This window comes from Candidatus Limnocylindrales bacterium (genome assembly GCA_035626395.1).
Lineage (GTDB): Bacteria > Desulfobacterota > Binatia > UBA1149 > CAITLU01 > DASPNH01.
In genome coordinates, this window is sequence record DASPNR010000044.1 from 1 (window position 1) to 21,678 (window position 21,678).

General features: G+C 65.6%; 17 protein-coding genes and 1 rRNA gene. 6 read left to right on the top strand and 12 right to left on the bottom strand.

Annotated features, from left to right (window positions below; all coding sequences use genetic code 11):
• The 7 genes from VEC57_19400 to VEC57_19430 all read right to left on the bottom strand — a co-directional run.
• Positions 1-938 (bottom strand): 16S ribosomal RNA (locus tag VEC57_19400); the annotation flags it as partial.
• A gap of 190 nt (positions 939-1,128) precedes the next feature.
• Entirely contained in the window at positions 1,129-2,340 is a 1,212-nt protein-coding gene (gene tyrS / locus VEC57_19405; GenBank protein ID HYC01308.1) for a tyrosine--tRNA ligase, read from the bottom strand.
• Positions 2,337-2,963 carry a 5-formyltetrahydrofolate cyclo-ligase gene (locus VEC57_19410; protein ID HYC01309.1) on the bottom strand — a complete coding sequence of 209 codons (627 nt, stop codon included), beginning with the start codon at positions 2,961-2,963 and terminating at the stop codon, positions 2,337-2,339. The genes tyrS and VEC57_19410 overlap by 4 nt, the downstream gene beginning before the upstream one ends.
• A gap of 25 nt (positions 2,964-2,988) precedes the next feature.
• Entirely contained in the window at positions 2,989-3,273 is a 285-nt protein-coding gene (locus VEC57_19415; GenBank protein ID HYC01310.1) for a cell division protein ZapA, read from the bottom strand.
• Entirely contained in the window at positions 3,270-3,539 is a 270-nt protein-coding gene (locus tag VEC57_19420) for a hypothetical protein (GenBank protein HYC01311.1), read from the bottom strand. The genes VEC57_19415 and VEC57_19420 overlap by 4 nt, the downstream gene beginning before the upstream one ends.
• 116 nt (positions 3,540-3,655) lie before the next feature.
• Positions 3,656-7,237 (bottom strand): chromosome segregation protein SMC, encoded by a 3,582-nt coding sequence (smc, locus tag VEC57_19425; protein HYC01312.1) that lies wholly within the window; start codon positions 7,235-7,237, stop codon positions 3,656-3,658.
• 154 nt (positions 7,238-7,391) lie between these two features.
• Positions 7,392-8,015, bottom strand: coding sequence for an HNH endonuclease (locus tag VEC57_19430; protein ID HYC01313.1), 624 nt, complete (start codon positions 8,013-8,015; stop codon positions 7,392-7,394).
• Positions 8,016-8,231: 216 nt separating this feature from the next.
• On the opposite strand from VEC57_19430, the gene VEC57_19435 reads away from it, so the two are divergent.
• The 3 genes from VEC57_19435 to VEC57_19445 are packed head-to-tail and all read left to right on the top strand — an operon-like array spanning position 8,232 to position 13,356.
• Complete coding sequence (locus VEC57_19435; protein HYC01314.1) at positions 8,232-9,734, top strand: Rne/Rng family ribonuclease; 1,503 nt, start codon at positions 8,232-8,234, stop codon at positions 9,732-9,734.
• Positions 9,735-9,742: 8 nt separating this feature from the next.
• A complete protein-coding gene (locus tag VEC57_19440) occupies positions 9,743-10,573 on the top strand; it encodes a hypothetical protein (GenBank protein HYC01315.1) in 831 nt (276 codons plus the stop codon).
• Positions 10,570-13,356 (top strand): 6-pyruvoyl-tetrahydropterin synthase-related protein, encoded by a 2,787-nt coding sequence (locus tag VEC57_19445; protein ID HYC01316.1) that lies wholly within the window; start codon positions 10,570-10,572, stop codon positions 13,354-13,356. The genes VEC57_19440 and VEC57_19445 overlap by 4 nt, the downstream gene beginning before the upstream one ends.
• Here the strand turns inward: VEC57_19445 and VEC57_19450 are convergent.
• Complete coding sequence (locus VEC57_19450) at positions 13,330-14,598, bottom strand: hypothetical protein (protein HYC01317.1); 1,269 nt, start codon at positions 14,596-14,598, stop codon at positions 13,330-13,332. The two genes, VEC57_19445 and VEC57_19450, sit on opposite strands and share 27 nt — an antisense overlap.
• A 77-nt stretch (positions 14,599-14,675) precedes the next feature.
• On the opposite strand from VEC57_19450, the gene VEC57_19455 reads away from it, so the two are divergent.
• Positions 14,676-15,662 (top strand): glycosyltransferase family 2 protein, encoded by a 987-nt coding sequence (locus tag VEC57_19455; GenBank protein ID HYC01318.1) that lies wholly within the window; start codon positions 14,676-14,678, stop codon positions 15,660-15,662.
• Positions 15,659-16,303: a hypothetical protein gene (locus tag VEC57_19460; GenBank protein HYC01319.1), complete on the top strand. Its 645-nt coding sequence runs from the start codon at positions 15,659-15,661 to the stop codon at positions 16,301-16,303. The genes VEC57_19455 and VEC57_19460 overlap by 4 nt, the downstream gene beginning before the upstream one ends.
• On the opposite strand, the gene VEC57_19465 is transcribed toward VEC57_19460, so the two are convergent.
• Positions 16,304-17,128: an SDR family oxidoreductase gene (locus tag VEC57_19465; protein ID HYC01320.1), complete on the bottom strand. Its 825-nt coding sequence runs from the start codon at positions 17,126-17,128 to the stop codon at positions 16,304-16,306.
• Positions 17,129-17,272: 144 nt separating this feature from the next.
• On the opposite strand from VEC57_19465, the gene VEC57_19470 reads away from it, so the two are divergent.
• Positions 17,273-18,064: an alpha/beta fold hydrolase gene (locus VEC57_19470; GenBank protein ID HYC01321.1), complete on the top strand. Its 792-nt coding sequence runs from the start codon at positions 17,273-17,275 to the stop codon at positions 18,062-18,064.
• A gap of 12 nt (positions 18,065-18,076) precedes the next feature.
• Here VEC57_19470 and VEC57_19475 read toward each other — a convergent pair whose 3' ends face one another.
• From VEC57_19475 to VEC57_19485, 3 genes are read right to left on the bottom strand one after another with little or no spacing between them, the layout of a single operon-like run.
• Positions 18,077-20,629 (bottom strand): c-type cytochrome, encoded by a 2,553-nt coding sequence (locus tag VEC57_19475; protein HYC01322.1) that lies wholly within the window; start codon positions 20,627-20,629, stop codon positions 18,077-18,079.
• 48 nt (positions 20,630-20,677) lie between these two features.
• Entirely contained in the window at positions 20,678-20,836 is a 159-nt protein-coding gene (locus VEC57_19480) for a hypothetical protein (GenBank protein ID HYC01323.1), read from the bottom strand.
• 6 nt (positions 20,837-20,842) lie between these two features.
• Positions 20,843-21,676, bottom strand: coding sequence for a hypothetical protein (locus VEC57_19485; protein ID HYC01324.1), 834 nt, complete (start codon positions 21,674-21,676; stop codon positions 20,843-20,845).
• Positions 21,677-21,678 lie beyond the last annotated feature (2 nt).

Consider the following 21,678-nt stretch of genomic DNA (forward strand, 5'->3'; position numbering starts at 1 on the left):
ATTCCTTTGAGTTTTAGCCTTGCGGCCGTATTCCCCAGGCGGAGTACTTATCGCGTTTGCTTCGCTACTAATAGGACCCGTAGGCCCCACCAACAGCTAGTACTCATCGTTTACAGCGTGGACTACCAGGGTATCTAATCCTGTTTGATCCCCACGCTTTCGCTCCTCAGTGTCAGTATTAATCCAGGGTGTCGCCTTCGCCACTGATGTTCCTTCCGATATCTACGCATTTCACCGCTACACCGGGAATTCCACTTTCCTCTCCCATACTCTAGTTGGCCAGTTTCCAGCGCACTTCCGGGGGTGAGCCCCGGGCTTTCACACCAGACTTAACCAACCGCCTACACGCGCTTTACGCCCAGTAATTCCGAACAACGCTTGCACCCTCCGTATTACCGCGGCTGCTGGCACGGAGTTAGCCGGTGCTTTCTTGCAGGGTACCGTCAGGGCCACGGGGTATTATCCCGTGACTTGTTCTTCCCCTGCGACAGGGCTTTACGACCCGAAGGCCTTCATCACCCACGCGGCGTCGCTGCGTCAGGCTTTCGCCCATTGCGCAATATTCCCCACTGCTGCCTCCCGTAGGAGTCTGGGCCGTGTCTCAGTCCCAGTGTGGCTGGCCATCCTCTCAGACCAGCTAGTCATCACAGCCTTGGTGAGCCGTTACCTCACCAACTAGCTAATGACCCGCAGGCTCATCCTATAGCGATAGCTTACAAGTAGAGGCCATCTTTGGCCGCGTTCTCCGAGGAGATCGTGGTCTTATCCGGTATTAGCTAGGGTTTCCCCTAGTTGTTCCAGACTAAAGGGCAGATTACCTACGTGTTACTCACCCGTGCGCCGCTTTACTCGTTCCCGAAGGAACTTTCTCGCTCGACTTGCATGTGTTAGGCACGCCGCCAGCGTTCGTTCTGAGCCAGGATCAAACTCTCCAGTTTGAGCAGATGGTACCCGAAGGCACCACCTACACCTTGAAGAAAAGACGAGGATCCTTCTCGTAGGCTGTACGGCTCGTCACGGCCGAAGCCGTTTCGAGTCCGTCGCTATTCAGTTTTCAAAGACCAGATGCCTTGCGGCGAGACGCTGGTGTATAGGGAGGCCGGATTTCGGAGTCAAGTTTCGCCGACATCATTTCCCGTCTTTTTTCGGGGAGAACGAAATCCGCGCGATCCTGCGCTTTCCCACCTCGACGACAACCGCCCCTTGCGCCGGAATCTCCGACTCGGGATCGGTGACGCGCTGGCCGTCCAATCGAACGGCGCCCTGCTGCACCAACCTCCGGGCCTCACCGCGCGATGCGGCCAGCCCGGACTCCTGAAGCAGGCGACATATCCAGACGCTCGCTCCAGGGTCTTCCCAAGTAATCCCTGGGATGTCCGTTGGCAACTCGGAACGTTGAAATCTTCGCTCGAAAGCGGCCCGCGCCGCCCCGCCTGCATGCGTCCCATGGAAACGTGCGACCATTTCCTCCGCCAAACGCTTCTTGGCCTCCATAGGGTGCACGTCGCCAGCGGCCACCTGCCGGAGGTAGTCTGCCGGTGCATCGCTCAACAACTCGTAGAAACGCATCATCAACGGATCGCTGATCGACATGATGGCGCCAAACATCTGATCGGGCGTATCGGTGACGCCGATGGCATTGCCGAGGCTCTTGCTCATTTTGTTCTGCCCGTCGAGGCCCTCGAGCAGCGGCATCGTCAGCACCACCTGCGGCGGCTGCCCATCGCTCCGCTGCAGATCACGCCCCACGAGCAGGTTGAACTTCTGATCGGTTCCACCGAGCTCCACATCCGCCTTGAGCACCACGGAGTCGTAGCCCTGGATCATCGGGTAGAGCAGCTCGTGGATCCCGATCGGGCGGTGCTCGGCATAGCGCTTCGAGAAGTCGTCGCGCTCGAGCATACGCGCAACCGTGTGCTGCGCGGCCAACCTCAAAAGCCCGTCGGCGCCGAGGGAGTCCATCCATTCGCTGTTGCGGCGCATCTCCACGCGCTCGAGGTCGAGGATCTTCCCGGCCTGCTCCCGGTACGTCCGTGCGTTTGCCTCGATGGCGTCTCGCGACAGGACCGGCCGGGTCTCGGAACGGCCGGTCGGGTCTCCGATGCGAGCCGTGAAGTCGCCGATGAGAAATACGACCTGATGTCCGAGCTGCTGGAACTGTCGCAGCTTCTGGAGGAGCACCGTGTGCCCCAGATGCAGGTCCGCCGAGGTCGGGTCGAATCCTGCCTTGATGCGGAGAGGCCGGCCGAGCGCCAGCTTCTCCCTCAGTGCTTGCTCCTCGATGATTTCGACCGCTCCGCGACGGATCACCGCGAGTTGCTGCTCGATGTCCTGCCTCATCTCTCAACCGCTCTCCTTGCAGCGGAACCAGGGCTGCCGTCGCAGCGGTGGATGCCGTCATCCGTCACCAGCGCGTCGACCGGAAGGTCATGGACGGCGGCCGGTACCCCCGGCACGATCTGCTCGAGGAACGCGACGCCGATCGCAACCAGACCGGCGGGCCGCCGCGCCAGAATACGATCGTAGAAGCCGGAGCCGCGTCCGAGGCGGTTGCCGCGCAGATCGAATGCCCTGCCCGGCACAACCAGCACGCCCTGCCCCGGCGGAAGCTCACCGGCAGCGCCACCCATGGGCTCGAGCACGCCGAGCACGTCACGGTGCAACGGCGAGCACGGCCGCCACTGCGCGAACAGCAGCCTCTGTCCCTGAAGCACCGGCAGCAGCAATGGTTTGCCGGCCACGACCGCCTCCGCGAGCACCAGGTCCACGCGCACTTCGTCGGCGAGGGAAACGTAGCCGGCAACGAACGAAGCGGCCGCGAATTCCGGCGTGCGCGTCAAGTGCTCGCTGATCTCGTGCCCGCGTCGCACCGCGTCGCTGGCCTGGATCGCTTGCAGCCGGCGCTGAATTTCGCGGCGAAAGCGCCGCTTGGACTCGGCGATCTGGGGGTCCTGCTGGCCCACGGCAAAGCCGCTACCGGCTCGCAGGTCAGCGGGGGGAGGTCTTTTCGACCGTCTGCGCGACTTCGTCGGCAAGGCGATCGAGCGCCGCGTCAACGTGTTCCTGCAGACGCTTGAGCTTATGGAAGTCGTCGGCGATACGCAGGGCCGCCAGGACCGCCACGTTCATGGACGTGATGCCGCGCTGTCCGCGCCCGATCTCGCGCATCTGCTCATCGACGTAGCCGGCGAGGCTGCGCATGTAGTCTTCGTCTTCGTCCGTACGGACGCGAAGGCGCTGCCCCGCGACGTCGAGTTCGATCTCCCGTTTCATGACTCTTCTTCGGCGGCGGATTCGGCCTCGGGCGGCTGCGCAACTTCCGTCAGTCGATCCAGCCGCTTGATGACCGCGTCGATACGCTTGCGGGTCTCGGCGCGCTCGCTCTTGTAACGGAAATTCTGCGCCTTCAGCTTCTCGATCTCTTCGCGGCTCTTGCTCAGCGCCGCCGCCAGTTGGCCCGCGCGAGTCGAGGCTTGTCCGTGCTGGGAAAGGAGCCGCCGGAGGTTTTCCTCGAGGCGCTGTAAACCCTTGGATTCCATGGAGTTAGGTCCAAGTTGCTCAGTTGCGACTTGGAGTCGGAGTGTAAGGTTTTGCAGGTCCCGGAGTCAAACGCGCGAGCAGCGGCGACGACAGCGATTGTGCGTGCAATCGCCGCTCACGCGGCCTGCGACAGATCGACCGAGACCATCCGCGAGACTCCCGGCTCGGGCATCGTGACGCCGTAGAGCGTGTCGCACACTTCCATCGTGCGCTTGTTGTGCGTGATGAGCAGGAACTGGGAACGGTCGCTCATCTCCGCCACCATTCTCGTGAAGCGGCCGATGTTGGCCTCATCGAGCGGCGCATCGACCTCGTCGAGCACGCAGAACGGGCTCGGCTTGAACAGGAACAGTGCGAAGATGAGGCTGATCGCCGTCAGGGCCTTCTCGCCGCCCGAGAGCAGGTCCAGATTGCCCAATCTCTTTCCCGGCGGTTGTACGAAGATCTCCACGCCCGTCTCGAGCAGGTTTTCCGGATCGGTGAGCGCCAGCGAAGCCTTGCCGCCATGGAACAGCTTGGGGAACGTCACCTGGAAGATCTTGTTGACCTCTTCGAAGCACTCCTGGAAGCGCTTGCGCGAGAGACGATTGAGGCGCGCGATGGTGCCGCGCAGATCCTCGATGCTGCGTTCGAGATCGTCACGCTGTCTGGTCAGCTCGGCCAGGCGGGTCTCGATCTCCTCCAGCTCAATGACGGCTCCGAGATTGACGGTGCCGAGGCGGCGGATCTTGCCGCGCACCGCCTCGAGGTCGGCGGCCAGCGCAGCCGGCTCCGCCTCTGCAGGCGCTACCCGCAGCAGTTCCTCGGCATGTATGCCGAGACGCTCGTTGGCGCTCTCGAGCAAGGCCGAGCGTTCGAGCTCCATTTCCTTGCGGCGGAGCTCGAAGCGGCCAAGCTCGGCGCGCACGGCTTCGAGCCGGCGGGCGGTCGCGTCCCAGCGCGCGTCGATCTCGGCCATTGCTGCGCGTAGGGCGGCGCCACGCTGCTCGCACGCCGCAAGCTGCTCGGTGGTTTCCGCTGCCCTGCCTTGAAGGGCCTCGAGATCGAGACCACGGTCCCGCAGCCGCTCAGCGATGGATGCGATTTCACGGGTCTCCCGCTCCAGGCGGCGCAGCAGGGCGTCGCGGCGGCCTGTGGCATCCTCGAGCGCCCGCATAAGAGACGAGGCGCTCGCCGTGACGCCCTCGAGGCGCTGGCGAAGCTGGGCCTCGCGCACACGGGCAGCTTCGAGCTCTGAAAGCAGCTCACGGCGTTCCGCCTCCAAAGCCTTTCCTCGCGAGTCGAAAAGCTGTCGCTGCTCCTCCAGCGCGGCCGCCTCCTCCTCGCGCCGCCGGAGCTCCGCCTCCGCGTCGCGCAGGCGCGAGCGGGCCGCGGAAAGCTCGCGCGCCGCCGCGTCCAGCTCGGATTGGACTGCGCGTCCGCGCTCCTCGGTACGGGCCGTATTCTGCTCGTGCAGCTGCTTCTCGCCCGCCAGACGCACGCGCTCGACGGTCAACCGGTGCAGCTCCCGGTCGAGCTCGGAAAGTCGGCCGTCGGTGCGCGAAGCCGCCTCCCCCGCGGCATGCAAGGCTTCGGCGGCCAAGCGCGAATTGTGCCTGGCGACCTCGAGCGCCTCCTGCGTCGTGCGCAGCTCGCTGTTGCGCAGCAGCAGTCCTTCATCCAAGGGATTCTCGCTGCCGCCGGTGACGACTCCCGAGTATTCGACGACTTCGCCTTCCCGGGTGACGAACGTGGCCTGCGTCCCGTTGCGCACCCAGAGCGCGCGGGCGTCCTCGAGACTGTCGACGACCACCACACCCTGCAGCAAAGGCTGAAGAACGGGCTCGAACCCCTCCTCGATGCGCACGTGCTCGATCAGGCGCGCCGCATCCTCCGGCACGCTGCGGGCCGCATCGTGACGCAGCGAGACCGGCAGAAAACTGGCACGGCCGGCGCCGCTCTCGCGCAGATACCGCGCACCTTCGACCGCCGCATCGGTGCTCGGGACCACGATGTACTGCAGCCGCTCGCCCAGAACGGCCGCCACGGCGCGCTCGTACCCCGAGTCGATCTGGATGACGTCGGCGACGACGGCCTTGGCACCGGCGCGTTCGCGTCCGCCATTGGACATGAAGGCGCGGACACCATCGTTGTAGCCGGCGAAGCTGCGGTGCAGCTCCTCCAGTGACTCCAGGCGCGACCGCAATGAGGCGGTCTCCTCCCGCCAGCGATCCGCCTCTGCCTGAGCAGCCGCCCGCGCGCCAAGCGCGCGCTGCAGGTCAGCCGCAGCCTGGCCCTTATCGCCCTCGGCGGTGCCGACAGCGGCCAGAACCCCGTCCAGCTCGCGCTGGCAGTTGGCGAGGTCGGTCGCGAGCCTGGACCGTACAGCGGCAAGGGCTTCGCCCTCGGTCTTCAAGCGTTGGATGCGATCTTCGGCGGCGGTAATCTGCCGCTCCAGCGCCGCCCGCTCATTGCGCAGACCAGCGCCGGCACCGAGCGACTCGATCAGTCGCGTCCGCGTGGCGTCGGTCTCGGTCGACCAATCGAAATAGCGCTGGTCGCAGTCGCGAACCCTGGCGGCGATCTCCTGGCACACCTGCGACGCGGCCTCGCAGCCGGAGGCGAGTCCGGCGCGTTCTTCGGCGGCCGCCGAGGCCTCGTGCTGAAGAGCGGCATGCTGGTCTTCGAGACGTGCAAGGTCCGCCCGCGCCTCCTCGACGACGCTGTGGAGCTCGGACTGGCGCTCGCTCAGATGCCGTCGTTGCTGCTCGGCCTCGCCGAGGCGAGAGCGGGCGTCGAAGACGGCGCGGCGCGCAGCCTCGAGCGCCGCTTCGGCTTCGCGCGCGTTTGCCCGCGCCACGTCGCGCTCGGCCGCCAGGTCCTGGCCGCGCAAGCGCAGCGCGTGGTCGCGGCCACGGCGATCGGCCACCTGGCGCCAGGCTTCGGTCAGCTGCTCTTCGGTTGCGCGCAGGCGCATCGACGTCAGCTGCCGGTCCAGGGCGTCCTCCTGCGCCTTGAGCTCCTGATACTGTACGGCCCCGCGCGCCTGACGGCGCAGCGAGCCGGCCTGCCGCTCCAGCTCGCGCACCACGTCGCTGACCCGCAGCAGGTTGTCCCGCGTCCGCTCGATCTTGCGCTCGGCCGCCACCTTTCGGCTGCGGTACAGCGTGGTGCCCGCCGCCTCCTCGATGAAGAGGCGCAAATCGTCGGGCTTTGCATTGACGATCTGCCCGACGCGGCCCTGCTCGACGATGGAGTAGGCCTTGGTACCGACACCGGTGCCGAGGAACAGCTCGGTAATGTCGCGCAGGCGGCACGGCCGGCCGTTGATCTGGTATTCCGACTCGCCGGAGCGGTACAGCCGTCGCGTCACCTGCAGCTCCGGCACCTTGCGCAGCAGGCGGACGACCTCGCTCTCTTCTTCCTCGGGGTCGGGCGGCGAAAAGTCGGTGCCGTTCTCGTTATCGAGGACGATGGTGACTTCGGCCATCCCGAGCGGGCCGTGCGCCTGGTTTCCCGCGAAGATCACGTCTTCCATGCTGCGCCCGCGCAGGTGGCGCGCGCTCTGCTCGCCGAGCACCCAGCGCAGGGCGTCGACGATGTTGGATTTTCCGCAGCCGTTGGGACCGACGATGCCGGTGATGCCGATAGGGAAATCGAGAACGGTTCTGTCCTTGGAAGACTTGAACCCGACGAGCTCGAGCCGTTTGATCCTCACCTCAACCTCTCCTCCCGCCCTCGCCGGCCATCGAACCACGAAGACGCGGTAGTATCCCACGCTGCTTCAAAATGAGTCAAGGTTTCTGCACAACGCACAGCGGGGCTGCGCAGAGGCGGGCACAAGATGTTGAGGTTGCGATCGGCAGCGGGTCTCAATCCGAATCGAGCTCGACGTTCCAGTAGGCGGTGTCGATGGCACTCAGGAACGGCTTCCACTCCCGATAGCCGGCGGCACCGAGCTGCTTGGTGATGAAAGGAGTCCACTCCGGCCGGCTCGGCGTCCGGATCAGCCGCATGCCGGCTTCCTCGGGCCCGCGGCCTCCCTTGCGCCGGTTGCAGTCGATGCACGAGCAGACCACGTTTTCCCAGGTGGTTCGGCCGCCGCGCCATCTCGGCACCACGTGATCAAGGTTCAGATCGTTGCGTGGGAAGCGCCGGCCGCAGTACTGGCAGGTGCTGGCGTCGCGGACGAAGATGTTGTGCCGGCTGAACCGTACTCTGCGGCGCGGCATGCGATCGAAGGACACCAGCAGGATCACGCGCGGGATCCGTACCATGCCGTCGATCATCCCGACGGCCTCGAAGCCGGACGTGGAAAGCTCGGACCAGGAAGAGAAGTCGAACGTGCGATATTGCTCGTCGACGGCCCGCGCCACCCCGCGATACAGCAGGGAGAACGCCCGCCGCACGGTCGTGACGTGGATCGGCAGATAGGCCTTGTTGAGGACGAGGCTCTTTCCGGTCAGTGCCGGCGCCAAGCAAGCCGCGACTGCCATTGGACGAGGCTACCAGCGAGAGGGGGGCAGTCAAGGCGGAAACCTCAGCGTTGACGCATTGATACACAACGCTGTCGTGATAGGTTCCGGCTTCTGCGCCCTCGGTGGCGCCGCCTCGGACCGCACCCATGGTTGGCGACACAGCCGGCGTTCCCTACCTGCACGGGAAACGGAGCGGCCGGGGCCGGTCCTGTCCGAGAGTCTTGGAGTCCCGTTTTGCGCAAACAGATCATCATCAACTCCAATCCGAACGAAGTGCGGGTCGCACTGCTGGAGAACGGCATTCTTGCCGAGGTCCACATCGAGCGAGCTTCCGAGGAGGCGGCGGCCGGCAACATCTACAAGGGCCGCGTGCTGCGGGTCCTGCCCGGCATGCAGGCGGCGTTCGTGGACATCGGCCTCGAGAAGGCTGCGTTCCTTCACGCGTCCGACGTGATCACGGGCGAGCCCACGGCGGTCGACGAGGCCGCCGACGACCCAGGCTACGATCACGAGCGGCCCATGCGCGGCCATGCTCCCATCGAGACGCGCCTTCGCCGCGGCGACGAGGTCGTCGTGCAGATCGCCAAGGAGCCGATGGGCACCAAGGGCGCACGCATCACGATGCACGTCTCGCTGCCGGGGAAGTATCTCGTCTACATGCCGTTCGGCGATCTGGTCGGTGTATCCAAGCGAATCGGCGATGACCGCGAGAGGCGACGCCTGCGCGACATCATCTCGAGCGCTCAACCCGGCGCCGGCGGCATCATCGCCCGGACAGCCTGCCAGAACCTGCCGAAGAGCGACATCGTCGATGACATTCGCGGTCTCGAGGAGACGTGGCGGACGATTCAGGCGAAGGGACAAAAGGCAACGGCGCCCGCGCTTCTCCATGCCGACCTCGATCTGGTGCTGCGCAGCGTGCGCGACATGCTTTCGCCGGATGTCGATCAGATCGTCGTCGATTCCGACGCCGACTTTGACCGCACGCGCGACTACGTCGCCGCGTTCATTCCGGCTCTGGCCGAGCGCGTCGAGCGCTATCGCGATACCGAGCCGATCTTCGACCGCTACGGCGTAGAGGAACAGATCAGCCGCGCCATCGAGCCGAAGGTGTGGTTGAAGTCCGGCGGGTACCTGGTGATCGATCAGGGCGAAGCGCTGACGATGATCGACGTGAACACGGGACGCTACGTCGGCAAGAAGAGCCAGGAAGAAACGGTCCTGAAGACGAACCTCGAAGCCGTCGAGGAGATCGTCTGCCAGCTGCGGCTGCGAAACATCGGCGGCATCATCATCCTCGACCTCATCGACATGGACGATGCCGGGCACCGCAAGCTCGTCTCCGATACGCTGGAGGCGGCACTGGCGCGGGACAAGGCGCGCACGAGCATCCTCCGCATCTCCGAGCTCGGGCTGATCCAGATGACGCGCAAGCGGACGCGCGAGAACCTCGAGCGTCTCCTGTCCGCACCATGTCCCTACTGCGACGGCAGGGGACGAGTGAAGTCGGTGCCGACCGTGGCGTCCGAGATTCTGCGAGCGATCCAGCGCGAAGTCGCACGCACGCCGGCCTCGCGCGCTCGCGTCACCGTCCGCGCCAACAGGGACGTCATCTCCTACCTCTTCAATGATGAAGAGGATTCCATCCGTACGTTGCAGGATCGCCTGGGCCGCGGTGTCGTGCTCAAGGTGGCCGAGAACTATCACCAAGAGCAGTACGACGTCGTCGCCGCCTGAGGAACCCGATGCGTACGTTTCCGTGGTTGACAGGATTGGTGTGCGCGGTCGCGGTCACGGTGGCGACTCCGGCGCCGGTAGCGGCCGGCACGATCGGCTTTCGCATCGATGCCGAGGTGACGGCAGGAGAAGAGGTTCGCGTCAAGGTCACCGCCACCCACACCGGCGATGAGAACGCCACGGAGGTGTATCCCGAAGTCTCCCTGCTCGATCGCAAGGCGGAGGGTGAGAAGCTCCCGACGCTCGCCGCGGGAGCCAAGCACGTCTGGGAGCTGAACATCCCGGGGCCGCCGCTGCCGAAGGGGGCCTACGTCGTGGCCATCCGCCTGCGGTACGCCGACCTCAATGGATATCCGTTCGAAGCCCTGAGCACCGTGCAGGCCCTCGTCAGCGCCAAGGCCGGCAGCAAGGTCTCGGGCGCGTTCCGCATCCCGAAGATGTCGCCAGACGACAAGGTCGTCGGCACGCTCGCGCTGCGCCGGCCGCCTGCACGCAAATCCAGTACGTTCGAGGGTTCGATCCTGGCGCCGTCCGGGCTCGAAGTCTCGCCGGAACGCTTTCCGGTGATGTTCGATGAAGCCGGCAACGCTTCGGTCCAACTCACGATCAACAACAAGAAGCTGCTCCCGGGGACCTCCGTCAACATCTTCGCGCTCATCACCGGCAACGATGACGGGCTGCGGCAGACCGACACGATCCGCGGCACCGTCAGCGTCGGAGCCGCGGTCGCACGCGTGAGCAAGGTGACGTTCTACGGCGCGGCGGCGGCGCTGGCAGGCCTCTGGGTGCTGCTGGAGATCGCAGCGCTGCTCTACGACAGGACAAAGGGCTCGAGATGAGACGGTACGGGTGGCTCGGTTGGCTCGAGGCCTCGCTGGTCTGCGTCGCGGCGGGATTCCTGCTGTACCTGTACCCATGGCAGCACCTGCTGGCCAAGACCATCACGGCGGGCGGCGACACGGCGTCGCACTTCTACCCGGCGCTGCTGATGCGCGACGAGCTGCTGCCGCGCCTGGCATGGACGGGCTGGACGATGGGCAATTATGCCGGCTTCCCCATCTTCCACTTCTACTCGACGCTGCCGTTCGTCGTCATCGCACTGCTCGGCTACGTCTTTCCGCTCGAGCAATCGTTCAAGCTGGTCACGCTTCTGGGGCCGACGACGCTGCCGTTGGCGGCAGCCTATTTGTTCTGGGCCCTCGGGTACCGCCGCGGAGGGCCCATCCTGGCAGCCGGCTCGGTCCTTCCCTTCCTGTTCCAGCAGGGCAACTCGATGTGGGGCGGCAACATCCCGAGCGTGCTCGCCGGCGAATTCTGCCATGCGATCGGCCTTTCGCTGTCGCTCGTGTTCCTCGGCCACCTGCATCGCCTGTCCAAGGGCATCGGCTCCTGGATCGTCAACGGGCTGCTTCTGGCTGCGATCGCGCTCTCGCACGCATTCGCGTTCATCGGTGCGCTGTGGTTCGCGCTGTTCTATCTGCGGCCGCGCTCCGACAGCGCGCGCGTCATGCCGCGCATCGCGCCCTCCTTCGTGCTGGCGGCGCTGCTGGTGGCGTTCTGGGGATTTCCGCTTCTGCCTCGCGTCAAGTTCACCACCGAGTGGACGATGATCTGGCGGATCAACGACTGGAAGGAGGTGGTGCCCGAGCTGCTGTGGCCGGCGGCGATTCTCACCATCGCCAATCTCGCGTTGATGGCGGTCCGGCTCAAGGCCTTCTCGGTGGAGCGGCATGGACTCATGCTGTTCGCGCTGTTCGGCAGCGCCTTCCTGTACGCCGTATCGCCCATCACTGGATTTCCGGACATCCGCTTCGTTCCCATCGGGCAGATGTTCCTCGGCTTCATGGCTGCCGACCTGCTCGTGTGGGCTGGCTCGCGCGTCCGTTTTCCGCTCGTGTTCTCCACCGTGGGTCTGCTGTTGTGCATGGGATGGGCATACCAGCACATCGGCTACCTTTCGTCGTGGCTGGACTGGAACTACTCGGGCTACGAGCGCAAGTCGTCCTGGCCGCTGTTCAAGGCCATCAACGATCACGTGCGCGGCGACATCAATTCGCCGCGCATGGTTTTCGAGCACGCGCAGGCGCACAACAAGTTCGGAAGCTCGCGGGCCTTCGAGAACCTCCCGCTCTTTGCCGGCAGAGCCACGCTCGAGGGCGTTTTTCACCAGGTCTCGCCGAACTCGCCGTTCGTGTTCTACATCCAATCCGAGGTGTCGGAGAAGACATCGGGGCCGTTCCATCAGTATTCCTACATGCGGCTGAACCCGGAGGCGGCGCTGCCGCACCTGCGCGTATACAATGTCAGCACCATCGTGGCCGTGACGGAGAAGGCGCGCGCTGCCTACGACGCGCATCCCGCATACGAGCGCACGTTCTCGCAGGGCGGATACTCGGTCTATCAGGTCGCGAGCGGCGTCACGGGGTACGTCGTCGCCGCCACCCACCAGCCGGTGCTTTACGATGGCCCCGACTACCACACCGCCTTCTACCGCTGGTTCAAGCACCCGGAGCTGCTCGACATCCCGCTGGTGCCCGCCGAAATCATCGGCGACGAGGCAGCCGCGACGTTCGAGCTGCGCACGGCATCCGTTCGCGACATCCCGCGCAGGCCGTATGACGGCGAATGCCGGGTCGACGCGAAGCTGGAGCAGCAGCGGATCGTCTTCGACACCAACTGCCCCGGCCGCCCCCACATCGTCAAGGTTTCCTACTTCCCGCGGTGGAAGGCGGTCGACGGCTCGCCGATTCATCTGGTCTCGCCGGGTTTCATGCTCGTCTACCCGAACTCCAACCATTTTGAGATGGTCTACGGCCGCACGGCGCTCGACTACGTTTCGATGGCGACCACGGCCGCCGGGGTGCTGTGGGCACTGGCCGCGCTGCTGAGCCCACGGGTATCGCGCGCGTCCATCGGCGTCGCGGCGCGCGTCTTCCGGCCGATCTATGCGGCGGTATCGCCCTACCCGCGCGCGAGCATGGTGATCTTCGTGCTCCTGTGCATCGCCGGCGGAGCGCTGGTTCGCTATGAGGTGCGCGACGACGACATCCTGTACCGTGAAGGACAGGCCGCGTATCGCGAACGCAAGTTCGATCGCGCCATCGAGATCTTCCGAGAGTACACCACCGACGACCGCGACACGTTCAAGCACGCGACGGCGCTCTCGCAGATGGGAATCAGCTACTCCGAGCTCAAGAAGTACGATCTGGCAGTGGAGACGCTGGAAAGGCTGCGATTCAACTTCCCGAACATCGACTTCCACGCGTCCACGCTGTTTCATCTCGCGCGCAGCTACGCCGGCGCCGGAAATGAACAGCTCGCCATCGAGCGCGCGCGAGAGCTTCGGACACGGTACGCCGACTCGCCCTATCCGCAGCGCCTGGAACGCGAGAACAAGGAGCTGTTCCGGGCCGCGGCGCCGCCGCCAGGATCTGCCGCGGCTCCGGCGCCCGCAGTGCCCGCCGCATCCGCGGCACCGGCACCGCCTGCAGCACCCGCACCGCCCGCAGCACCGGCCACGCCTGCGGCACCAGCGCCGCCCACGGCACCAGCAGCGCAGGCGGCACCGGCAGCGCTGCCGCCTGCGGCCCCTCCCTCAGGAGCCGCCGCTCCCGCTCGCTAATCCCTGCAGCGTTTCGACGCTCCAGGGCAATTCCTTTCGTTTTTGGGCAGGTGCTTCAGCAGGTGCCGCCGCGGCGCGGATCGGAAAGCGCGCGAGCACGGCAGGGGGAATGGCGCGGCGGTCCTCCACGTCGAGCGCCGCGCCGAGCAGGTAGCGCACCAGCACGCGGAGACGCTCGAACGGAATGTCCTCGCGAAGCTCGCTGCCGTGACCGTCTGACAACAGGTACCACGCGTTGCCGCTTCGCTCGCGCCCCAGCACCGGCCCGCCCACCATCAGCACGGTGCTGCGGCCCGGCGCAGCCTCACGCAGGTTGCGCAGCGTCCGATCGATTTCCTCCCGCACCAGATCGACGTGCCCGCCGGCTGGTGGATCGGGTGAAGACATGGACTGCAGGGACGCCGAGAGCTTGTGAAAAAGAAGCACGGCGTGTGCTTCGTGGGACGAGCCGAGAAGTCTTTGTGCAGCGGTCACGCGCGTGCGTTCGACCTCGGCAAGATGTGTCAGCAACGCACCCCGCGCGTCGACATCCACACCGCGGAGGAACGGATCGCCGAGCAGCACCATGGCCGGAGGCGCCGTACCGACGGCGTAGACTCTGTAGACGGGCGAAAGCCACAGCTCGTCGGCCGAGATGCGTCCGATCTGGAACCTGCCATGACCGCCCGGCACGTCGATCCAGTCACTCCAGCGGCCTTCGGCGAGCGTCTTCGCCGCATCGAGCACGGCTTCGACGGCGCCGTCATATGGCGCAGCAACCTTGCCCGCCTCCACCTGCCTTGCGTCGGCGACGACACCGGCACTGTTGCCCAGAAATGCAGACTCCGTGGACGCAGTCAGCATGGTCGTCGCCGGCGCGTCGGCAAAGACACGGGAAGGGGCGGCAACGACGGCAACTCGCTGCCCGAGTGGCTGCCACACCGGCTGCCTCGGCTCCGCTGCAACACCCGACGCGCGCGACTGCGTGAAAAGCCGGCTCCAGAATTCGGCGCCGGAAGCTTCGACCGCATCAACGACGCCGCCCGAGAAGCCGCTCTCGCGCAGCTCATGAATCGTGGCCGCGTCTGGACCGGTCGCCGCATCCAGGATCCATTCCGCCTTGGCGCCCGGCAGCGCGAGGATGATGAGACGGGCCGGAGGCTCGGGCAGACGAAACACCGCAATCGCGGCCGCGACTGCCACCAATGCAGCAGCCTTCGCGAGCAGCGCGAACGCATCGGTCGTGACTGCCTTGGCGTTCATCCCGTAAGCTAGACTTCCCGAACCATGGTCTCTACACTACGCTTCCGATAGCTGCCACCTTCCTCACCGACGCAATCATGAACGCCACCTTCTCCAAGCGAACGGGAATGCCTCTGGTGTCGGTGGTGGTCCCCTGCTTCAACGAGGAAGGCTGCGTTGACGAGATGATGCGGCGCTTGCGCGCCGTGCTCGAGACGCTCCCTTGCCGTTGGGAGATCGTCCTCGTCGATGATGGCAGCCGTGACCGGACGCTGGCCGCGATGCGCCGCCACGCAGCCGAGGATCCGCGCGTCGGCTACGTCTCGTTTTCGCGAAACTTCGGGCACCAGATGGCACTGTGGGCCGGCATGGAGCGCGCGCGCGGCGATGCCGTCGTCTCTCTGGACGGAGACCTGCAGCATCCACCCGAGCACATTCCCGAGCTGTTCCAGCACTGGCAGGCCGGCTACGACGTCGTCTACACCGTGCGCGTCGGCAACGAAGGCCACGCGCTCAAGGAATTCATTTCGGCCGGGTTCTACTGGCTGCTGCGCAAGCTGACGGGTGTCCAAGTTCCGACCGGCGGCGCCGACTTCCGGTTGCTGGACCGGAAGGTCGTGGACGCGCTGCTCGCCTGCGACGAACGTTTCATCTTCGTACGCGGGCTGGTCCCGTGGCTCGGCTTCAAGCGCAAAGGGGTTGCGTATCAGGCGCGGGAGCGCTTCGCGGGCAGCACCAAGTATGTCGTGACGCGAATGTTCAAGTTCGCGCTGGACGGCATCTTCTCCTTCTCCACCGTCCCGCTGCGGCTGATCTCGTTTCTGGGTGTGGCGACCATCGCTCTTGGAATCCTGTACGGCCTCTACTCGATATGGGTGCGCGTCTTCACCGACACCGCCGCCACCGGCTGGACCTCGCTGGTCGTTCTGGTTCTGGTGTTCAGCGGAACGCAGCTGCTGAGCCTCGGCATTCTGAGCGAGTACGTGGGCCGCATCTACGAAGAAGTGAAACACCGACCGCGCTACATCGTTGCCGACGCGCAGCCGCCTGCGCCCCAACCATCAGAACCGGAGGCTTCCTCGTGAAACATCCTATCGCGACCCTTGCAACCTGCCTGATGCTGGCTGTCACCGCATTGCCCGGCTGCGGCTGGGGTATCCTTGGCGGCGGCGGCGGCGGCAACAACAATCGCGTCACCATCGTCGGCAGTCTCCGCGACACGTCCGTCAGCGACATCGTCGTGCTCGTCTTCAACGTCGATGACGAGGTCGACGACGAGGATGCCTGCCGAGAATGTGGAGGCCTGCCTTGCGACATCGACTCCGGTGATGCCGTCGTCATCGAGGGAGGCGAGGACAACTTCACGCTCGAGCGCATCGAGCCGGGAGCATTGCGGATCGTGTTCCTCATCGACAGCGGCGAGGACAATGCCCAGATCGACGACGGGGATCAGGTGGCCATCCTCGACGACCCCGATTGCCAGCTCGGCGACGTGCTGAACAGGCGGACCGTCACCATCGAGGACGTCGAGCTCGACTTCGAAGAAGTCGACGAGGACGACATCGACAACGACCGCTGCCGCAACAACGACGACGACACGACCACCACCACCGACGAGGGGTTCTGCAACGATGATCCGCCGGCATCCGGTCGCGCACGCGCCGACGAAATCCGCGTCAGCGTCACCGACGACGACGACGACGACGACGACGATGATGACAACTGATCACATGTAGGAGCCGCCGGTCACCAGCACGACGTGGCCGGTGACGTAGTCCGACAGCGGTGAGGCAAGGAACAGCACCGGCCCCGCGGCTTCTCGCGGCGTGCCGGGGCGGCCGAGGGGAATGACCTGGATCGCGCGATCGCGCATCTGCTGGGGGATACCGATCTCGACCTCGTTGCCATCGACGACCGCCTTGACGGATCGGTCCTTGGCCGCGGTAAGACGCGTATCGATGAAGCCGTATGCGACGGCATTGACGTAGATGCCCAGGCGGCCCCACTCCTTGGCCAGCGTCTTGGTTACACCGACGATTCCCATCTTGCCCGCGGAATAGTTCACCTGCCCCGCATTTCCCGCCACGCCGCTGGTCGAGGACACGTTGACGACCTTGCGCGGCCTCGGCCGTCCGGTCTCCGATTCGGACTTGGCCCATTCGCGCCAGTACTTGCTCGCTTCGCGCAGAATGCGGAACGGCGCCGTCAGATGGCATTCGATCATCGCCTGCCACTGCTCGTCCGACATCTTGTGAATCATTCCATCGTGCGTGTAGCCGGCGTTGTTGACGATGATGTCGAACGTCCCGAAGGCGTCCATCGCGGCGGCGATCAGCTGCGCAGGCAGCTTGGCATCGGTCACAGAGCCCGCACACGCGACCGCCTTTCCACCGGCGGATCGGATCGCGTCCACGGCTTCGCCGGCCACGGCACCGTCCAGGTCGTTGACGACGACGCTGGCTCCCTGCTCGGCCATCAGCTCGGCGACCGCGCGTCCGATGCCTCGGCCAGCGCCGGTGACGATTGCGACCTTTCCGTCGATCAGTCCCATCAAGCACCTCCTACGCCAAAAGGCCGTCTGCTTGCGGCAGGCGGCGTTTCGTGGATGCGCGAAGCTATCGAGGCTTCCTCCCCAACGCGAGACCACGGCCGTTCTGCGTTGACTCCCGGGGCGGCCGCCGCTACCGCTCGACGCATGCGCATCGACGTCGACGACATCACCATGGAACTGGAAGCCTACGGCAGTGACGGGCCTGTGGTGTTGCTGGTGCACGGCCTCGGAGGCTGCCGTGGGGTGTGGACAGAGGTTGCAACGCACATCGGCCGGAAGGCCCGAGCGTTGGTGCCGGACCTTCGCGGCTGCGGTGGCTCCACGCGTGGCAGCGCACCGTACACTCTGGCTCGCGTGGCCGATGACCTGGCCGCGCTCCTTCGCGCATTGGGAGAGACGCGAGTCGTCGCCGTCGGCCATTCGCTGGGCGGAGTTCTGGTGCAGGAACTGATGGTCCGGCACGGCCACCTGCTGGCTGGCGCTGTCCTCGTCTCTACCTCCAGCCGGCTCAATGCGACCGCATCACGCAACTGGAAGAAGCTCGCCGACATGGTCGAAGCGAAGGGTCTGTCGACGTCGCCCGAATCCCAGGCGCGCAGCTTCTCCGAATCATTCGCCGCGGCGCATCCGGAAGTTCTGGCAGCGCACGCCGCGCTCGCCGCCACCGCCGATCCGCGCGTGTACGCCGAGCAGGCGCGGGCGGCGAGCGAGTACGACTACACCGATGCGCTGGCGACGGTGAGTATCCCAACGCTGGTCGTTCAAGGCCTGGCCGATCGCCTGACCCCGCCCGGCGGGTCGGTGCTGCTGCAGCGGGCGCTGCCGGCGTCGCGCCTCGAGATGATCGAAGGCGCCGGGCACAACCTGCCGGTGGAGATGCCGGAGCGCTTCGCCCGCCTCGTCCTCGACTTCATCGACGAACTCGGCCGGTCGTGAGCGGCCGCAGCGTCAGTTCGTGACGCTGGGTGCGGCCTGCTCGACCTGTGCCGTGCTGCCGGTCTGTGGCTCGACGTGCCCGCCCAGCCACTCGCGCGCCCTCTCCGGCGTCAACGGCGTCTTGGCGACGTGATACTGCGACGTCGGCACCACGGTGCCCTCGGCGTGACACGAGAAGCAGTCGAAGGAGCCTGCCGGCAGCTGTGACACCGTCTCGACGCGGGCAGGCCCTGCCCCGGCACCGCCAGCCTCCAGGATGACAGGGCCGAACTCGTAGCCGTCCAGCGCCTGGAAGTAGTCGATGATGTCGGAGGCGTCGCGATCGGTGAGCGGGAACGTGGGCATCCGCAGCGTCAGCCATGGGCGCAGCTTGACCGGCTTCATCAGGAAATCGAAGAACCACTCGGCCTGCACCTTGCTGCCTTCGCCGAGCAGGATTGGCGGCGCGTATTCGACGTTGTCCGTGAAGTAGCGGCGGATGGCCCCTTCCCTGCCGTCGAAGGAATGGCAGCCCTGGCAGTTGTAACGCGCGACCAGCTCACGTCCGCGCTTGAGCTTGTTCTCCCGCTCCAGCGACGGCTTGTACTTCGGGTTGATCACGTGCTCGGTGCGGCTGGCCAGGAACACCGTCAATGCGCGGGCGTCGGCCACGTCGAATCCGAACTGCGGCATGACCTGCTCGATGCGCTCGGTGGCGTAGGTGCGCGGCGTCAGGATCTTGTTGATCGTCCAGTCGTCCCACGTCGGGGGAATGTCGAGGCGATCGCCGAAATAGAGCTCCTCGAAATGCTTGCCGCCGAACGACGACAGCTCCACGCCGATGCGCGATTCGCCTTCCATGCCTGTGACGGTATGGCACCCGAAGCAGCCGTACTTGCGGATCAGCTTCTCGCCGGCCTGGACCGTCTCGGCTTTGGCAAGCGTGGCGCGCAGTTCATCGTCCGGTGCGGGAGATGGGCCCTGACGCAGCGTCAGCAGGTAGCTCGTGATCGCGCTCGCCTCCTCCTCCGTAAGCCGAAGGCTCGGCATGCGCGGGTGCTCCGAGTACAGCAGCGGGTTGCGGATCCATGGATAGATCCACCGCCCGTCCGTCTTCTCCGCAATGCGCGCGAGGTTGGGCGCCGTGTCCTTGCCGATGGCGACCTGGGAGGCGAACTCCTCCGGCGCGAAGCCGTGGCAGCCGAGGCAGCCGAGATCGCGCGTCAGCTGCTTGCCCTTCTCCACGAGCGCCGGGTCGTTGGCGTCTACGCCGGGCGGATCGACCTGCGCGGCCAGCCACGCCTTCGACGCTTCCTGCGACGACTGCAAGAGGTAGGCTGCGATGCTGACGGCCTCCTCGCGCTTGAACATGTAGTTGGGCATGCGGGTGCGCGGACGGAAGCCCTGCGGGTTCTCGATCCACGACACCAGCCATTCCGGCGACACTTTTGCGGCGATCCGCGACAACGACGGTCCGACCTTCTCGAGGTCCTCGAAGCCGCTGGTCAGATGGCAGCCGTGGCAGCCCATTTCCTGGAACAGCCACTCTCCGCGCGCAGCGGTCTCGGCACCCGCCACGTTCTGGACCGAGGCGTGGCAGGTGAGACACTTCGATTCGACCTTGTCGGCGACGTTCAGGAGCGGGTCCTCCCAGAACGCAACCTTTCCGTGCGCAAGCTCCACGGCGTTGATGGAGGCGCCCTGGCCGCCGTGGCACGGCGTGCAACCGAAGCTGCGCACCTCGTGATTGCCCAGGTAGTAGGCGCGGTCGGGATGGGTCTTGAGCGGGTTCTGCTGGTCCTCGAAGCCGGGCCGGTCGATGGCGACGTGGCAGTTCTGGCAGCGCTCGACGCGATCAACCCAGTTCTCGAAGTTGTTGCGCTCGAAGCCGACGAGCACGACCTGCTCGATGGTCGGAACCGCGGCAACGCGACGGCCGAAAAGGTTCAGGGAGACGCCGTCCAGGCGCGTCGTCAGGCTCTCGATCTCCTTGTTGTACGGCCGCATCTTCTCGACGAGGTCCTTCTCGCGGCCGCGCACCTTTTCCATGTCGGCTTCGACGGCAGCCATCTCGGCGGTGACGCGGTCGAGACGCGCGACGTATTCCTCGGCGCGCTTCTGGGTCGCCTCCAGATGCTTGTGCTCCTCGGCTCCCGTCTGTCCGTGGTGCTGGGCATGCTCGAGCCAGTACCAGGCTTCCTCGACCTCGCCCTTGACGATGCGGACGTCCTGGTCGGCCTCCATGTGCTGGATCGCCAGCTCGTCCTTGCGCGCCTGCAACCGGTCGAGCTCCGCCTTGGCCTCGCCGCTTTCCAGGCTCTGCCGCAGCGCCGCGAGCTCGTCGCGCAGCTTGATGTACTCCGGGTCCTTGGCCAGACGCTCTTCTTCGGCGACGATGTCCTTGTCGTATTTGGCGATGGCGATCCGATAGAAGTCGGTCTTGAACTTCTTCCACAGGTGCCGCGAGAAGGCGTCCTGCCAGATCGCCCACACCATGCAGGCAACCAGAACCCCGATGGCGAACAAGAAGACGGCCCCGTAGGATCGCTTTTCCTCTTCTTCGACTAAGCCACGTCCGGTCGTCATTGTCCGTCTCCGTTCCGTTCCGCTAGGCGGCGGCCGGAACCCCGTGCATCAAGACTCGATCCTGCGTCCCATGTAGAAGAGCGCGGCGCTCGCGGTGGCGATCAGCAGCTCCTGCATCATGGCCTCGCGCGTCAGCCCCACGTACAGCGCCAGCCCGATGCCGGCGAGCCCGGCCAGCTGAAGCCCCTTCCCCACGTAGAAGGACACGCGGCCTCAGACGTTGATCCAAGGCGTCACCATGATGTATTTCACGTTGAAACCGAGGCGAAGAATCATCTTGAAGACGACGGCCCACATGTTCAGGAACAGGAAGGCCGTCAGCTGGAAGCGTGCCTGCCCCCAGCGCTGCATGAATTCCTTGCCCTTGTAGCGGACGATCGCCCAGTACAGCAGCGCGGTGCCGATCACGAAGTAGCCGACCACCACGGCCAGACCGAATGCCGCCGAGGCCCAATAGTCGCGCAGGCCGAACAGATAGGGCAGGTCGACGGCCGTCATTGCGACCACCTTGTGGTTGTCCCACGGGTCCCAGGGCCAGAACCAGTTCCAGCCGGGGCCCCGGATGAACGTCCCGATAACGATCAGGACGATCCAGAGGATGTGGAAGCCCACGAAGAACGTCCACAACTCGAACTTGCGCTCGGCGTAGGTGTAGTAGCCGTTGCCCTTGGGGTTGATGTCGATGAACGGCAGCACCATCAGCCCGACGATGATGAACGAGGGCAGCACCACGCCGGCGTGCCACGGGTCGAAGTAGACGAGGATTTCCTGCAGCCCCAGGAAGTACCACGGCGCCTTGGATGGATTGGGCGTGCGCGTCGGCGCCGCCGGTTCCTCCAGCGGCGCGTCCACCAGCAGCGACCATACCAGCATGCCGGCGATGACGACGAGCGCGCACAGGAACTCGGCGCGCACCAGGTGCGGCCACGTATGGATCTTGTCATCACCCGGCCCCTTGGCCTTGCGGATGGTCTGCTCGACGCGCTTGGCCGCTGCGAGCTGGGCGGGTGGCCTTCCGACTTCCGTCAGTACCTTCGGCTCTGCCATGG

Excerpts from the sequence above, each read along its gene's own strand:
- tyrS (HYC01308.1), bottom strand. The coding sequence starts at position 2,340 with ATGAGGCAGGACATCGAGCAGCAACTCGCGGTGATCCGTCGCGGAGCG.
- VEC57_19415 (HYC01310.1), bottom strand. The coding sequence starts at position 3,273 with ATGAAACGGGAGATCGAACTCGACGTCGCGGGGCAGCGCCTTCGCGTC.
- VEC57_19420 (HYC01311.1), bottom strand. The coding sequence starts at position 3,539 with ATGGAATCCAAGGGTTTACAGCGCCTCGAGGAAAACCTCCGGCGGCTC.
- VEC57_19430 (HYC01313.1), bottom strand. The coding sequence starts at position 8,015 with ATGGCAGTCGCGGCTTGCTTGGCGCCGGCACTGACCGGAAAGAGCCTC.
- VEC57_19440 (HYC01315.1), top strand. The coding sequence starts at position 9,743 with ATGCGTACGTTTCCGTGGTTGACAGGATTGGTGTGCGCGGTCGCGGTC.
- VEC57_19445 (HYC01316.1), top strand. The coding sequence starts at position 10,570 with ATGAGACGGTACGGGTGGCTCGGTTGGCTCGAGGCCTCGCTGGTCTGC.
- VEC57_19450 (HYC01317.1), bottom strand. The coding sequence starts at position 14,598 with ATGAACGCCAAGGCAGTCACGACCGATGCGTTCGCGCTGCTCGCGAAG.
- VEC57_19455 (HYC01318.1), top strand. The coding sequence starts at position 14,676 with ATGAACGCCACCTTCTCCAAGCGAACGGGAATGCCTCTGGTGTCGGTG.
- VEC57_19465 (HYC01320.1), bottom strand. The coding sequence starts at position 17,128 with ATGGGACTGATCGACGGAAAGGTCGCAATCGTCACCGGCGCTGGCCGA.
- VEC57_19470 (HYC01321.1), top strand. The coding sequence starts at position 17,273 with ATGCGCATCGACGTCGACGACATCACCATGGAACTGGAAGCCTACGGC.
- VEC57_19475 (HYC01322.1), bottom strand. The coding sequence starts at position 20,629 with ATGACGACCGGACGTGGCTTAGTCGAAGAAGAGGAAAAGCGATCCTAC.
- VEC57_19485 (HYC01324.1), bottom strand. The coding sequence starts at position 21,676 with ATGGCAGAGCCGAAGGTACTGACGGAAGTCGGAAGGCCACCCGCCCAG.